Genomic DNA, 14827 nt, shown 5'->3' on the forward strand with positions numbered 1-14827 from the left:
ATTAAATAGAATCTGATTGTATTAAATTTAAAAATTCACTACGCGTTTCCACCTTTCGGAAAATGCCGGTAAAGGCGGATGTTTTTGTGATAGAATTTTGCTTTTGTACACCCCGCATCATCATGCACATATGTCGGGCTTCAATGACGATAGCAGCACCGAGTGGATTCAAAGTATTTTGAATGCAATTCAGTATTTCATGGGTCAGGCGCTCCTGTACTTGCAGGCGTCTGCTGTAAACATCGACCAATCGAGCCAGTTTACTTAATCCGACGATATGTCCGTTAGGTATGTAGCCAATATGCGCTTTGCCGAAAAAAGGGAGCATATGGTGTTCACAGAGGCTGTACAGTTCAATATCTTTAACAATGACCATTTCGCTGTATTCTTCTTTGAACAATGCAGATGATAATACGTCTTCTCCTTTTAAAGCATAACCCTGGGTAAAAAATTCCATGGCTTTTGCTGCTCTTTCCGGAGTTTTAGATAAACCTTCCCTGTTCGGGTCTTCTCCTATTTCGCCAAGCAAAGTCTTGTAGAGGCTTTCCAAATCACTATTTTTTAATGAATGCACGATAAAGAATTTGAGAATAAACGTTTTCTTGTTAGCATTGGTTGCACAGTCGTCGGATTTGTGGTCAAATTAATCCATTTTATGAAATCATAAATCGAAATCTCGATCATAAGGCCCGTAAAGCTCGTATTTTTGAGTTCGCATTATGAATGTAAACAGCACTGATCTTAAAAGTGGTCAAATATCTTCATTATATACCACACAAAGTCTTTTATGGTTGCTGTTTATTGCTCTGGGTTTTTACATTAAACCCGTCCCCTGGAATTATTATGAAACACTGATGTGGGCTCTCGGAAATACATTTTTTTATATAATAGCCATCAACGTTAATCTACATATCCTGATCCCAAGATTTATGTTCAGGCAGTCAATTCTACCTTATTTGACATTACTTTTAGGCGTTTCTCTGCTTTTGACCCCTTTTGCCTGGATGTTCAATATGTGGATGGTTTCAGACTACCCCGAAATGGAAGTGAGATGGCTGACTTTGCCTCAATTTCATTTTATCAATCTGATCATTTTAAGCGCCCTGAGCTCTTTGATTCGCGTGCCCATGGATTGGTTAAAAATTCAATCTGAGAAAAAGGAATTATTGACCCGCAATATTGAAACGGAGCTACAATCGCTCAAAAACCAGATCAATCCACATTTTTTGTTTAATACGCTGAATAATCTTTATGCGCTTACTTTAAAAAAGTCAGAACAAGCGCCGGAAGTGGTTTTGAAATTATCTGATATGATGCGTTACATGTTGTATGAATGTAATGAACCAATGGTGACGATCGAACAGGAAATGAAATATATTCGAAATTATATTGAATTGGAAAAACTCAGATATTCGGCGAATTCAGAAATTCAATTGGACGTCGACGAACAACTTTCTAAATACAAAATTGCTCCACTTCTGTTGATCCCATTTGTTGAAAACAGTTTTAAGCATGGAATGCAAAACACTATTGACCAGGCTTTCATTCAAATTCAAGCTAAACTTGTAGGCAACGAGTTATTTTTTGCCGTTCATAATTCTAAACCTCAGTCAGCTCCGGATCAGGCACGGCCAAAAACTGTAGGGGGTGTTGGCTTGGTCAATGCAAAACGAAGATTAGAACTTATTTATCCCATGCGTTATGTCCTGGATATTCAGGATATGCCCGATACTTTCAAAGTTGATTTGCGAATTGATTTAAATACTTATTCAAATGATACGAACACTCATTATTGATGACGAACCACTGGCAGTAGAAATTCTGGAGACCTATGTAAAACAGATTCCAGAGCTTCAGCTCCATGGCAAATGTTATAATGCCATTGATGCCAACCGGCTAATACAAACGGAAGCCGTAGATCTCATTTTTGCAGATATTCAAATGCCGCAAATGACGGGAATTGAATTGATGCGAAGCCTCGCAAATCCTCCGTTGGTCATATTTACAACCGCATATCCCGAGTTTGCCGTTGAAGGATTTGAATTGAATGCAGTAGACTATTTGCTCAAACCTATTGCATTTGACCGCTTTTTAAAGTCCGTCAATAAAGCTATGTCAAAATTGGGCTCTTTAGAAAAGAAAAATGATAAGGACCTGGAAAGGCAGGATTTTATTTTTGTAAAGGCGGACAAAAAGTTGGTCAAATTGCAGTACGATGAAATCCTTTTCATTGAAGGACTTAAAGATTATGTCATCATCTATACCGACAATAGTCGCATAGTCACTTTACAAACCATGAAATCCCTGGAAGAAAAATTGCCCGAGCAATTTTTTGTAAGAGTACACAGATCTTACATTGTAAATCTCGAAAAGATCAATTCTATACATTCAGATGACATTGAGATGATCGTCAAAGGACAAGCCAAACAAATTCCGATCGGAAACAACTATGCTGATCACTTTAACAAAATTATCAGCAAGAAAAGGATTTAAGTTTTCCCAACTTATTAAAAATAAACAAGCCCCTTAACGGGGCTTATTTATTCTAACAATTTAGATTAAACTGGTTATATAAAAAACAGGGACTATCTAATGATTTCTACTTTTTTGGTGATGGGGCCTAAAATGGTTTCTGCCTTTAACAGGTATAAACCATTTTGAATTCCATCAAGTTCGATTTGATTGTGTTTCGCATCGGGATTTTCAATCAATTTTATGACATTTCCTGACAATGAATACAGTGCAAGACTGATCAATTTATTCTTTCCATTTAAATGCATCGTCAAGATATCACTAGCAGGCACGGGATAAATAATTAGGGCATCAGGATCTAAAGTAGGTTCTTCGTTTTTAGTAAATCGCAAGTAAGCCACTTGATCTTGTAATTTTAAAATTCTTCCTTCTTCGTTGATAGATTGAATATTTTTAAAGAAAAATGGAATTTTATCATCTTCTCGGCGGAATCCTCCAAGATCATCCTCAACTATAAAAGTTATTAATTCCACACCACCTTTACCACTTACTTTTTTACCATTTTGCCCTACCAAAACCACTTTCCAATCTGCCATCCCATGGTTTTTATACATATGGAGTAAAGTCGCATTTTGCGCCGCCCAACCATTATCATAAAATCCAACTTCAAGTGTATTTTCGTCAACGACATCCACATTATAATCCAATTCGTATGAGTACCCCGTCATATTTATGGCAGGGTATGCATCATCACCTAATTGAACTTCAATGATGGCGAGATCTCCAATACCTATGTTTGGTGTAAGTACTTCTAGATTAAAGGAAAATCGCCCCGGTCATATACTGGTTTGGGAACCAGAGAATGTTGTTTTCTATAGAAATTTGAAATATAAAGGGTATCATTAATATTGATCACTCCATTGCCATCTGTATCGGCATGTTTTAAATTTGCAAAACCATTGCTAAATTGATCATCCCAATCATTGGAACGAAGTGCTCTAAAATTTGAAGTGGATTGATAAGTTCGGCTGCTTCCATCATTTCCGAGATGGTATGCGACTTCGAGCAGGTCCAGCATAGTGACCTCCCCATCGAGATTGACATCGCCCGGCCAAACACAGTCGCCTGCACAATGCTTAGCGCAGTTTTTACTCTCGTCGTAAATTTCAACTTCGCACGCTGCTTCTATGCATTCATTGGTCGAGGAAATGCAATATTCAACAGTAAAATTCCTAAAACCGGCATAATCTTTAGGAGTATGGAAAACCAAAAGATTAAAACCCATGACAGTATCTTTACAACCCTTGTAATCCAGGTAAATAGTGTCATACCCAGGATAAAAACGAACGCTATCATCGGGGGAACTGAAGTCATATGCATCTATCGGAATATGATAACTGATGACCAAAGGAACGTTTTTGGGTGTAGCAAATTTGTACATCGCCCTGTTATCAGGTTCCCAGTTGCCTATAAATAATTTGACTATTCCGTATTCACAATTTCCTTGTGGACAAACTTTGTAAGTAAAATCCTGAACACCTTCGTATCCTGCCTCTGGAGTGTATGTAAAATTACCCAAATTGTCGAGTTGGGTAATTGAGCCTCTCGATGGCGTTTGATCTAGTAGAAATGCATACTTTTTAACAATATCGTTATCGGCAACATTGAAGCTAATACTAGAATCTTTTGGCAAGAAAAAATAGTCGTTGACCACAATTTTATTTGGTGCTTTCATAGGATATACTTCCATGAAAACTGACCTATAGATACCATTGCTTACAACGATGAACGTATCCTTACCTGTAAAAGAACTGGTAGGTTTATAAATTACACTATAGTCTGTATTGTATTCCAGGGTTCCATTCTGAGGAGCATCGTATGTAGTATACCCTGCTTGCGGCAATGGTATCGAGATTGGATTTGCTTTAGGTGTGCCCCGATGCAAGGTGTCATTAGTCAAATTTGCGAGGTCTACTACATTAATGACCATATTTGCATCCTTACATAAACCCAGTGTATCGCAAACGGTATAGTTGATGTGAGCTACTCCTATAAAATCTGTAGCAGGCCTGAATCGTATGGTCGTGCTGTTCTGCTTGGATGCGATGACATTGTTCTGAGCTGACAGATTATCAATATTAAGGTAGATATGGGAGCCCAGAGAAGAACTATCATTTACCAAGGGTTGTACATCAGTATCGCCACTGTTCATATCGACCAGATAAATATCGGGTCTAGTAATCAAATTCGATTTTAAGACTTCGAAAACGAAACTTATATATTTGTATTTTCCGTAAAAGTCCTTGTATTCGTATGTGGCTGTATCTTTTCCTATGAATCCCGGAGTAGGTGTATATTCAACCTGTGGATCATATTTACTACCTGCCAGCACCAGTTCGCCGTTAGCAGTTGAATCAATGATAAGTTTATTGGCCTGATAAGTATTTGGATAGTAGGTTATTTCATTATCTTTCAACAGTTTAAATACCAAATAAGGCCCATTAATTTCCTGAGCGGATAAGCCTATTGATAATAACAGACTAAGAACAATAAGGGTGTAAGTCCTGTTTGTTTTCATAACCAGCGATACAAAAGTAAGCATTTACACCACATTTGCAAGAAATATATTCATATTTTTTTCATTTATATAAGCTTAATTTTTAATGTATTATTCACGCAATTGACATTCAGTAATATATATATATATCTTTCTCATAATATGATATGAATTTATACTTAAAACAAGGACTAAAAAGTTGTCTTGAAATTGCCCTTTGTCTAAGTTCCACTTTAGGCACTAAAATCGCAGTTGTAAAAATAAATTTTTGCCTATCTTTCAGCAGCTATGACGGACTCGAAATTTTATCGCTTTCTTCAGGAACTCCAACTTAAGGAACTTAAACGTTTTCGCAAATACTTGGAATCGCCTTATTTTAATTCCCATCCAAAAATTTTAAGACTGTTTGAAATATTTGAAAAGGAATATACTAGCCCAAAATAAGCCAGAGTTATATAAAGAATTAATCTGGAAGGATTTTACCCAGATGAGGTTTTCGATTATGAAAAACTGAGAAACAAAACGAACTTGCAAAACTTAAATCTAAATGTAATAGATGACTATTTAAATATTTTTTTTATATCTGAAAAGCTTCGTAACTACTGTCTCATTTTAAGTTGGAGTAAGATGATTGAAATAAAATCAGATTTAAATTTTTTAAAAGAAGTAGATAATATTACTAGTCTATCATATTATAATTTTCCAACTATTGAAATTTATTAATATTTATTAAACTTTCGTAGAACCTGAAAATATAGAGCCACTTTTTATAAATTAAAAAAATTAATCCAAGAACATTTACATTTATTTCCTCCAGCTGAAGCTAGAGATATCGTAAATAGCGCAATAAATTATACAATTCAACAACAATAAACAAAGGAAATTCAAAATTTTGCCGAAGACAACTTCGAGCTATATCAAGCATTCTTTAAAAACAGATGTTATTTTAGTAAATGGTGAGATATCACCTTGGTCTTTCAAAAATATTATCACTTTGGCTTTAAGACTAGGAAAATATAATTGGGTTGAAAATTTTATTTCTGATTATGGTCCTAGAATAAGTAATATTTACAGAGAAAATGCGGTAAATTATAATTCTGCATCTCTGTTCTTTTATTTAAAAGCATATAACAAAGCAATCCCTCTTCTTCAAATAGTTCAATTTGATGAATTGACTTATGGATTCAGGAGTGCAAAATCTATATTATTGCTTGCTATTACGAATTGGACGAATTTGATCCACTTTTTTCTTCATTGAAAGTTTTAAAAAGTATTTTTAAGCGAAATAAATCAATTGCGGAGGATCAGAAAGAGCTATTTAGAATTTATTAAATTTACAAAGAGCTCGACTCTACGATATTAAAACATTAAAAAGGTTGAAATCGGCAATTGAACATTCCCAAGCTATGAGTAAAAAATGGCTTCTCGAAAAAGTCGATGAACTTATTTAATGAGCGTCATTCAGCCGTCCCCCAGCCTTACTTATATAAAGCCTAAATCATCCACTACTACACACAAAAATTGATCTCCTGAAAATTGAAGAGAAATTTCAGTGTTTAAATACAATATTATATTTAAATAGCGTGAGATTAATTGTAACGTTTTTTATACACTTCAATACAACGTTGCCTTGCTATAGCGTGTTCCACTATGGGTTTTGGATAATCGAACGTATCCAGATCAGGAATCCATTTTTTAACAAACACTCCATCCGGATCAAATTTCATTTGTTGGGCTTCAGGACTAAAGATTCTAAAATATGGCGCTGCATCAGTACCACAACCTGCAGCCCATTGCCAGCCGCCGTTATTGCTCGCGAGTTCAAAGTCCAATAATTTTTCTGCAAAATAAGCTTCGCCCCACTTCCAATCAATCAGTAGATGTTTGACTAAAAAACTTGCAGTGATCATCCTTAGCCGGTTATGCATAAATCCGGTTTCATTCAATTGCCGCATACCAGCATCTACCATGGGATAACCTGTACGGCCTTCGCACCAGGCCTTAAACTGGTTTTCGTTGTTCTCCCAAGTGATCTGATCATATACCTTTTTGAATGCTCCGAATTCAACATATGGAAAACATTGAAGGATCGTACTGTAAAAATCGCGCCATAGTAATTCGCTGAAAAAGGTATCGCTGAGCTGATATGCCTGGTTAGCTAACGAGCGTATGCTTATCGTGCCAAAGCGAAGATGTATACCTAAATGAGTAGTGGCATCTCTAGCCGGATAATCCCGATCCTTTTGATAGTTTTTGATGAGCATTTCATTTACCCTGATGTTTGGAATATTTATACTTGATGTTTTAAATCCCATTTCATCAAGATCCGGGCAATCATTTGTAGTAGCTTTCCAAAAATTATGAGTGCGTTGTTCGGATGGTAAACAAGCGAAAATGACATGGTTATCTACTAGCGGTGCTTTTGCTTTTAATCTTTGTAGCAATTTGTTTTTGTATGGAGTAAATACGGTATAGGGCTTGCCATCATCTTTCAGTACTTCGTGGGCTTCAAAGAGCACGTGATCCTTATAAGTATGTACTTGAATTTGGTGCTGCGTCAGCAATGTTTCAATTTGCTGATCCCTTTGATTTGCGTAAGATTCATAATCTCTGTTAAAATAAACGCTGCCCAATTTATATTCCTTAAGCAATTTTGACCAGGCATGTAAGGGTTCATCAAACAATATCACCAGGTCGGACTTATAACTTCTTAATTTTAATTGCAATTGAAGAATCTGATTATATATGAACGTGATGCGAGCATCATAAGGATCTGATAGTTTAGACAGAATATTTTGATCGAATATAAAAATTGGGATCACAGGGTTTTCCGATGATAATGCATGAAACAAAGCCGTATTGTCCTCAAAACGAAGATCTCTTCGAAACCAAAAAATATTATAAATCATGAAAGCCGAACATCCGACTCTAAAAATCGTTCATCTGAACCCCATGTAAAACCTGAATTAAAGTGTATTTTTGCCTCAAATTGAGCAAAATGAAACTATACTTCTTACTGTTAATTGCACTAATTGGCTTATTTGCCTGTAATTCAAAGAAAGATTTCGATCGAAAAGAACTGGCATCACTGGAGTCTGCTTTTGAGAATAATCGCGTAGACTCGACCTATGATAAGCTACTTACCAGATATCTTGAAATTATGCAAGAACATAAGGACAATAAGAAAATTGTTGAAGAGATGTTATTCAAAGCAGCCCAAGCCAGCAAAAAAATGGATAATTGCCGGCAGCTTGTTATCTTTCTCAACAATCTCATCAAAAATCATTACGAGCGAACAGATACTCCTGATAATGTTGTCGAAATGATTAATTGTCTACGGAAAATAGAAAAAAGTTATGCAGCGGATATTTTGTCCATTTGCTTTTCTGAAGCTTTTCCTAATCATCCTTCAAAAGTGGATTTATTAAGCGGATTGCAGCGTCAACAATCTTCAGAGGAGTTTTTAGCAGAATTGGCAAAATCCATGTTTCCGGATACAGGCAGCTATAATAAAGATGTAGCTTTTAATTACGTGGATGCCTGCGAAGCTTATGCACTTGTATTACCCAATTCTGAAAAATCACCAGAATTTCTTTTCAGTGCTGCCCAGACGGCCAAATTGCTTCAGACTTATGATAAATGCATTAGTTTATTTGATTGGATTATCGAAAAATATCCTACTCACCCCAAAGCAGAGAATGCCTGCTTTATGAAAGCATTTTTATTTGACAACGATTTAAAAGATACTGCAATTGCGCGCAAATATTATACAGAATTCATTGGCAAATACCCTAAAAGCGAATTTGTTGATGATGCGCAGATTCTGATTTTAAACCTTGGAAAAACGGAGGAACAAATTCTGGAAGAAATTCAGAAAAAAAATCAAGCGCAGTAAGTTTAGTTGGTAGTTGATGATTGATAGTTGATAGTTGCGTGCGTTTATTTTTAAAAAAAGTTGTCAGTTTACTGATTAATGTAGACTAGCAAACTTCTTCCTACAAGGCTACAAGCCTACAATCCTACCCTACGAAAATAAGTTGTCAGTTGGCAGTAAATTCCTCTTACCATTAATCTATCTTCACTAAATTCGAATGCAGACAAGTATGAAACAGACTATTCCCCTCCCCAACCGGCATTATAAAAACTTGTTTTGCCAAGAATCTTTAAGCGGTTTCAACCAGGCTTTTAGAAAATTTATTTTATCCTGCACTAGTGTATCAAAAAACAAAGTATCCATTGTTACATCCTGATTAGAAAATGCTGCTTTTAATTGGCTTAAAGGCATACATTTTACTTTATCTTCATCCAGGTAATAAACAATTTGCCTATTTAGAAAATCTACATTTTCTCTTTCTCCTAATTTTCTAATAAATTGTACAGAGCCATCTATACTGCAGCCTCCGGGTTTATTGCCGGTTTCATCTACTACAAAAACAATAAAAAAACCATGCAACAAGCCGCCGGTAGCTTTAACAGCCAATTGATGACTGCTCCAGCTTTTTGTGAAGTTAAATATTTCATCATGAAGTCCTGCAATATGATTTGCATCTATGATCTTGTCGGCACCATATATCCATACACGAGCATGGTCCGGAAAACTCAATAGGTCTGTCATTATTTCATATTTTGAAGCACTAACTCAGCAAGATCGTAAACCATAACTCTTTCTTGCTGGTCTTTGGCTTTTATGCCATCTGACAGCATAGTAAGACAGAACGGACAATTTGAAACAATTGTTTTTGTGCCGTTGGCTAAAAATTCTTCTGTTCTTTCAATATTGATGCGTTTGTTGCCGGGCTCATCTTCTTTAAACATCTGTGCACCACCTGCGCCACAACATAATCCATTGGATCGAGAGCGTTTTAATTCTTTAATTTCGAGATGAAGAGATTCGATGACATTTCGGGGAGCTTCATAAACATTATTTACTCTGCCCATATAACAAGAATCGTGATACCCAACAGCCTCCAGATTTGCCTCATTGTTAATTACAATTTTCCCTTCTTTGATGAGCCCTTCTAAAAATTGGGAATAATGGATCACCTCATAAGTCCCGCCCAATTCAGGATATTCGTTTTTCAAGGTATTAAAACAATGTGGACAAGTGCAAACAATTTTTCGAACATTGTATGCATTCAAGGTTTCTATATTTTGCACAGCAAGCATTTGAAATAAAAATTCATTACCTGCTCTCCGGGCAGGATCTCCTGTACATTTTTCTTCATCACCTAAAATGGCATAAGAATATTCGATTCGATTCAGTATTTCGCAAAATGCTTTGGTGACTTTTTGGGCTCTGGCATCATAACTTCCAGCACAACCAACCCAGAATAAAATTTCAGGTGACTGTCCATTACTTATAAGTTCATTTAATATCGGAACTTTCATATTAACTGTTTTGTGTCCATTGGGTGCGAGATTCAGACATCGCCCAAACAGATTGATTTGTTTCTAAACTGTTGAAAACAGGCAACCATTCCTGAGGGCCACCGCTGTTCATGAGAATATCATATCTACGCAATTCCAAAATGGGTTGAAGTGGATTGATGAGAACCGGACAAGCCTCTACACAAGCATTACAACTTGTACATGCATAAATTTCTTCCTTAGAAATAAAATCAAACAGAGATCTACCATCTGTAATTTCTATTTGATCATCAGCAACTCTAACATATCCCTCGTTGCGAATGAGTTCCTCACTCCGATCCCGAATATCCATGACAATTTTTCGAGGGCTCAGTTTTTTACCTGTGAGATTTGCCGGACAAACAGAAGTACATCTTCCACATTCGGTGCAGGAAAAGGCTTGCAGGATGTTCTTCCAACTTAATTGATGAACATCGGAAGCTCCAAAAAATCCTTTGCTCTCAATATTTGGTTGCGTTTCCATTCCCAACATGTTGCGTACTTCGTTTTGAATTTCAGGAATATTTTGCATGGCGCCTCTATTCAATGGATCCGCAAAATAACTATTGGGAAAAGCCAAAAAAATATGTAAATGTTTGGAATAAGGCAGGTAAACCACAAATCCAAGAATGACCAAAAAATGCAGCCACCAAAACAGCCGCTCACAGATAACGGCATAGTTGTTGAGTGCTCCTTCAAATAATGGAAGAGTCCATTGGGCTGAAAGAAAATAACGCCCCCCATCCGGATACACATTCGGGTTTTGAGTTTGCAAATACTGGTAAGCTCCATTCATCATAAAGATGCTTATGATAAGTATGATCTCTCCAAGTAAAATTATGTTTGCATCCTTAAAGGGCCAACCTTTTATTTCAGGCATCTGAAATCTCTTTAATTTAATCACATTCCTTCTCCATAAAAAGACAATAGTTGCAATCAAAGCCAAAACAGAGAGCACTTCAATGGAGTTAATAAGTAATGGATAAAAAAGTCCAATTTTATTCGCAAAAAAGCGGTGATGGCCGGTAAGCCCATCAATTATTATCTCAAGGGTCTCAATTTGTGTAAAAATAAAAGCTAAATAAATAAACAAATGAAAGAAACCAGAAATCGGTCTTGTAAACATTTTTCGTTGCCCCAATGCAAAAAGCAGCATATTTTTCCATCTTTCTGATTTCAAACCATTAGTTGCTTCCCTTTGTCCCAGCTGTATAGCTTTTAGGATTTGTTTATACTTTGAAAGCGAAACATAACTTGCGAGAGCAATAACTGTAAGAAATACAATGGCTGAAATCATAATAAAATGAACAAATTCAAATAATTATTAGAATTTTGTGTTTACATCAGGGTTAAAAATATGATTATTCTAGGTAAAGTACAAATTCAGCAGAAAATCAAACGAATGGCTATGGAAATATACGAAAGGCATTCAAATGATTCTGAAATCATTATTATTGGGATTAAAGATCAGGGAGCTTTATTCGCAGACCAGCTTTGTCAGGAAATTCATAAATTAAGCCCTTTGAAATGCACCCAAGCGCAAATGTCGTTAAATAAAGTGAAGCCTACAAGCGCTGATGTTCAATCCAATATTGAACTTTCTACCCTCAAAAATAAATCTGTACTTCTTGTCGATGATGTAGCAAATTCCGGAAAAACAATGTTTTATGCTTTAGGCGGTCTTATGAAAGCAACTCCAAAGTCCATTGAAACAGTTGTGTTGGTAGAAAGATTACATAAGCGCTTTCCGGTCGAAGTTACATTCGTTGGAATGAAGTTAGCCACTACGATCAAAGAACACATTGAAGTAAAGTTAAATGGCCAAAACGATTGGACAGTGGAGCTCAAATAAGTTGGAGAAGCACTGGATTTTTTTCAATATTTGAAATAGCGCTCTCGTAGCCCAGTTTATATAAAAGTTCATAATCGCCTAAATGGTATTTTGAAATGCCAGCTATTTCTTCAGACTCGATAAGTACATCGCAAATTTCTTTTTGTCGTATCGAATTATTATTAACATTAAGTTCCAAAACTCTGGTAAGAATTTTCATACTGCTGTTTAATTGTTGGTTCGGCAATTTTAAAATAGGTGTTAAACTAACGCCCATAAGAACTTTGCAATCTTTTCTAATAATGGAAGCCGGTAAATTCATTAGTATACCTCCATCGAGGTAAAAATCATCATTAATATTCACAGGCCTGAACAACATGGGTACCGAACAAGATGCCAATACGGGTTTCACAACGGGACCTTTATTGAAAATTTCCAAGACTCCTTTAGTAATATTACAAGCAGTTACCCAACAAGGAATTCTTAAGGCCTCAAATGAATCAACCGGCAAGTAAGCATTCAGAATTTCACTCAGATAATCCATTCCTATAAGACCACCGGACGGAATGCTTGGTTTTAAAAACTTAAACCATTTAGTACCTGATGCTATGTGATAAATTTCGTCTGCCGATAATCCACTTGCATATAACACGCCAATTAGAGCACCAGCGCTAGTCCCGGAAATGCAATCTGGATGTATCCCCTTTTCTTCTAAAGCCTTTAATACACCTATGTGATAAATTCCTCTGGCACCGCCACCTGAAAGTGCTAGACCAAAAGTTTTAGAAGACATTTATAATTTGACAAACTTCGCTATGAAATTGCGCTGACCTTTTAATTTTAAAAAGTAAATACCTGGTAACAGGTCAAATTGGAGCTGCCTAACAAATTTTCCGTTCCATTGTACAACCCCATTCTGGTTTATAATTTCAATATCATCATAATGCAGCGTAGTTAAAATTTCAATTGAATTTGTAACGATGGTTGACCGTAGCCGCGTGCTTGGAGCTAAACTGTTATCTGTCGCCGTAATTAATTCAAGGTCCTGTAAATAACGTGGAATGATTTGATAGTTATCAAAATAAGGACTAGATGCATCAAATTGAGAGCCAATACCTGTGATATTGAATTTTCCTGTTGGGGGCATCGTACCATGAATATTTACATCATTGTCTATACGCAGATCAAATTCTTGAATTCCATTGGTGATTTTGGCTGTAAATCCCAAAGGATTATTCGTCCATGTAATGGGATCCACCAGCTCTACATTTTTAATTTGTATGAGTTGAGATTCTGTGTTTTCGTTAAGATCCGTCACGATAGAGGCAGCAAATAGATTGGCACCTGTAGAAAGGATTTGTAAACTATCTAAAACAATTTGTGCTAGTCCGTTAAACTGGGTTGCCAAACCTTTAATGCGTAGCAAATCACCTTCCTTAACAGTATAATTTAAGTTTCCGGCTGAAAGAAATACACCTATGCCTTGGTTGTTCTTATCAATAATGGTGAACTGCAATCCGGCAGGTCTCAAATTCACGCCATAAACGGTGCCTTCGACTGTATAGCGCCTATCAAACGAATCCATTACCCCATTTTGATTGGTTGTTTTAAGTAGATCAATTGTAATATCTGGGTAATTGATGTCTTTGTTGCGAACCCTTACAACGCCGGTCATGCCAGATGGTCCATGTATATCGCATTGGTATTCATAAGTACCCGGCAAATCGAATTTATAAATAAAGGACCAATTTCCACTTTTCGGGTTACCGCTGTAGAAGGAGGCCGGATTATCTCTGAATATGGATTGATTGCCATTTACATTATGGGTGCCCGAAGTATTGATCCATTCAACTTGCTCGCCTACAAAAATGCTGATATCTGCAGGATCAAAACTGGATGCCTGTAAATTTATGCTGTGTTCTGCACAGATAACATTGTTTGATTTGCCCGGTGAACCGTATACGGCTTTTGCATTGACTTCAATCATCGCATTGGTGAGAGAAGGCCTCCAATACACGGCCAACGAATTATCGGCCGTAGTTCGACAAAGTTCAAGACTGGAACCATCACCATTCGTTTGAGGGCTCCAGGAACTAAAATAATGAACACTATCCACAAATTCACCATTTGCATTTAAGAGTGTGATAACTTCATCTGTATTTCTCATGCCACCTGAAGTCCATTCCAAAGCTTGTATATTAAAAATGGAATCTAACCGAAGACTATCAACACAAACAACAATAAAACTGCCGGGACTAATGACAGTATCCGGAAAAGTAAACACTACTGCATCCGGTATTTTATAATTATTCATATTAACCGGTGTATTTCCAGTATTTTGAAATTCAATATATTCTAAATAATCTGTTCCGCTTTCAGGCGGGTTATACATGATTTCAGTGATCACGATTTGCGCATCCAGCGCAAGCAATGAAATTATAAAGCAAAATAATGTTAGGATTTTTTTCATAAGTCATAAATTTATCAAAGATAACAAGAGTCCTAATAAATAGGAAAAGGAATTAAAAATCGCAAAGCTTAAAACAAAAAAGCCATATCCG

The 14827-nt window shown here is 36.3% G+C and carries 14 protein-coding genes; 5 read left to right on the forward strand and 9 right to left on the reverse strand.

Translation table 11 applies throughout. From position 1 onward, the window contains the following. Position 1: 1 nt before the first annotated feature. Positions 2 to 592, reverse strand: coding sequence for a GTP cyclohydrolase I FolE (gene folE / locus IPM92_06710; GenBank protein MBK9108072.1), 591 nt, complete (start codon positions 590 to 592; stop codon positions 2 to 4). Positions 593 to 719: 127 nt separating this feature from the next. Here folE and IPM92_06715 point away from each other — a divergent pair, with 127 nt between their 5' ends. Next, positions 720 to 1796, forward strand: coding sequence for a histidine kinase (locus IPM92_06715; GenBank protein ID MBK9108073.1), 1077 nt, complete (start codon positions 720 to 722; stop codon positions 1794 to 1796). Continuing rightward, on the forward strand, positions 1774 to 2493 hold the full coding sequence (locus IPM92_06720) for a response regulator transcription factor (GenBank protein MBK9108074.1): 720 nt from the start codon (positions 1774 to 1776) through the stop codon (positions 2491 to 2493). Before IPM92_06715 ends, IPM92_06720 begins: the two co-directional genes overlap by 23 nt. Positions 2494 to 2585: 92 nt before the next feature. Here the strand turns inward: IPM92_06720 and IPM92_06725 are convergent, their stop codons facing one another. Both IPM92_06725 and IPM92_06730 read right to left on the reverse strand, forming a co-directional pair. Next, positions 2586 to 3200: a T9SS type A sorting domain-containing protein gene (locus IPM92_06725; protein ID MBK9108075.1), complete on the reverse strand. Its 615-nt coding sequence runs from the start codon at positions 3198 to 3200 to the stop codon at positions 2586 to 2588. 83 nt (positions 3201 to 3283) lie between these two features. Continuing rightward, positions 3284 to 5050, reverse strand: coding sequence for a hypothetical protein (locus IPM92_06730; protein MBK9108076.1), 1767 nt, complete (start codon positions 5048 to 5050; stop codon positions 3284 to 3286). Positions 5051 to 5921: 871 nt separating this feature from the next. Between IPM92_06730 and IPM92_06735 the strand changes: the two genes are divergently transcribed. Beyond that, positions 5922 to 6287 (forward strand): hypothetical protein, encoded by a 366-nt coding sequence (locus tag IPM92_06735; GenBank protein MBK9108077.1) that lies wholly within the window; start codon positions 5922 to 5924, stop codon positions 6285 to 6287. Positions 6288 to 6618: 331 nt separating this feature from the next. Here the strand turns inward: IPM92_06735 and IPM92_06740 are convergent, their stop codons facing one another. Further along, positions 6619 to 7938 carry a deoxyribodipyrimidine photo-lyase gene (locus IPM92_06740; GenBank protein ID MBK9108078.1) on the reverse strand — a complete coding sequence of 440 codons (1320 nt, stop codon included), beginning with the start codon at positions 7936 to 7938 and terminating at the stop codon, positions 6619 to 6621. 89 nt (positions 7939 to 8027) lie between these two features. Between IPM92_06740 and IPM92_06745 the strand changes: the two genes are divergently transcribed. Beyond that, positions 8028 to 8924, forward strand: a complete 897-nt coding sequence (locus IPM92_06745) for a hypothetical protein (protein ID MBK9108079.1) — start codon at positions 8028 to 8030, stop codon at positions 8922 to 8924. A 240-nt stretch (positions 8925 to 9164) separates the two neighbouring features. Here IPM92_06745 and IPM92_06750 read toward each other — a convergent pair whose 3' ends face one another. Genes IPM92_06750 through IPM92_06760 form a run of 3 tightly spaced genes read right to left on the reverse strand, consistent with a single transcriptional unit; the run spans position 9165 to position 11732 of the window. Further along, positions 9165 to 9644 (reverse strand): hypothetical protein, encoded by a 480-nt coding sequence (locus tag IPM92_06750; GenBank protein ID MBK9108080.1) that lies wholly within the window; start codon positions 9642 to 9644, stop codon positions 9165 to 9167. Beyond that, positions 9644 to 10417, reverse strand: coding sequence for a (Fe-S)-binding protein (locus IPM92_06755; protein ID MBK9108081.1), 774 nt, complete (start codon positions 10415 to 10417; stop codon positions 9644 to 9646). Before IPM92_06755 ends, IPM92_06750 begins: the two co-directional genes overlap by 1 nt. A 1-nt stretch (position 10418) precedes the next feature. Continuing rightward, on the reverse strand, positions 10419 to 11732 hold the full coding sequence (locus IPM92_06760) for a (Fe-S)-binding protein (GenBank protein MBK9108082.1): 1314 nt from the start codon (positions 11730 to 11732) through the stop codon (positions 10419 to 10421). A gap of 111 nt (positions 11733 to 11843) precedes the next feature. Between IPM92_06760 and IPM92_06765 the strand changes: the two genes are divergently transcribed. Beyond that, complete coding sequence (locus tag IPM92_06765) at positions 11844 to 12287, forward strand: phosphoribosyltransferase (protein MBK9108083.1); 444 nt, start codon at positions 11844 to 11846, stop codon at positions 12285 to 12287. Here IPM92_06765 and IPM92_06770 read toward each other — a convergent pair. Together IPM92_06770 and IPM92_06775 are read right to left on the reverse strand one after the other, a co-directional pair. Further along, positions 12280 to 13059: a patatin-like phospholipase family protein gene (locus tag IPM92_06770; protein MBK9108084.1), complete on the reverse strand. Its 780-nt coding sequence runs from the start codon at positions 13057 to 13059 to the stop codon at positions 12280 to 12282. The genes IPM92_06765 and IPM92_06770 overlap by 8 nt on opposite strands. Next, entirely contained in the window at positions 13060 to 14736 is a 1677-nt protein-coding gene (locus IPM92_06775; GenBank protein ID MBK9108085.1) for a lamin tail domain-containing protein, read from the reverse strand. Between the last annotated feature and the right edge of the window lie 91 nt (positions 14737 to 14827).

The sequence above is a fragment of the Saprospiraceae bacterium genome (assembly GCA_016719615.1).
GTDB lineage: Bacteria > Bacteroidota > Bacteroidia > Chitinophagales > Saprospiraceae > Vicinibacter.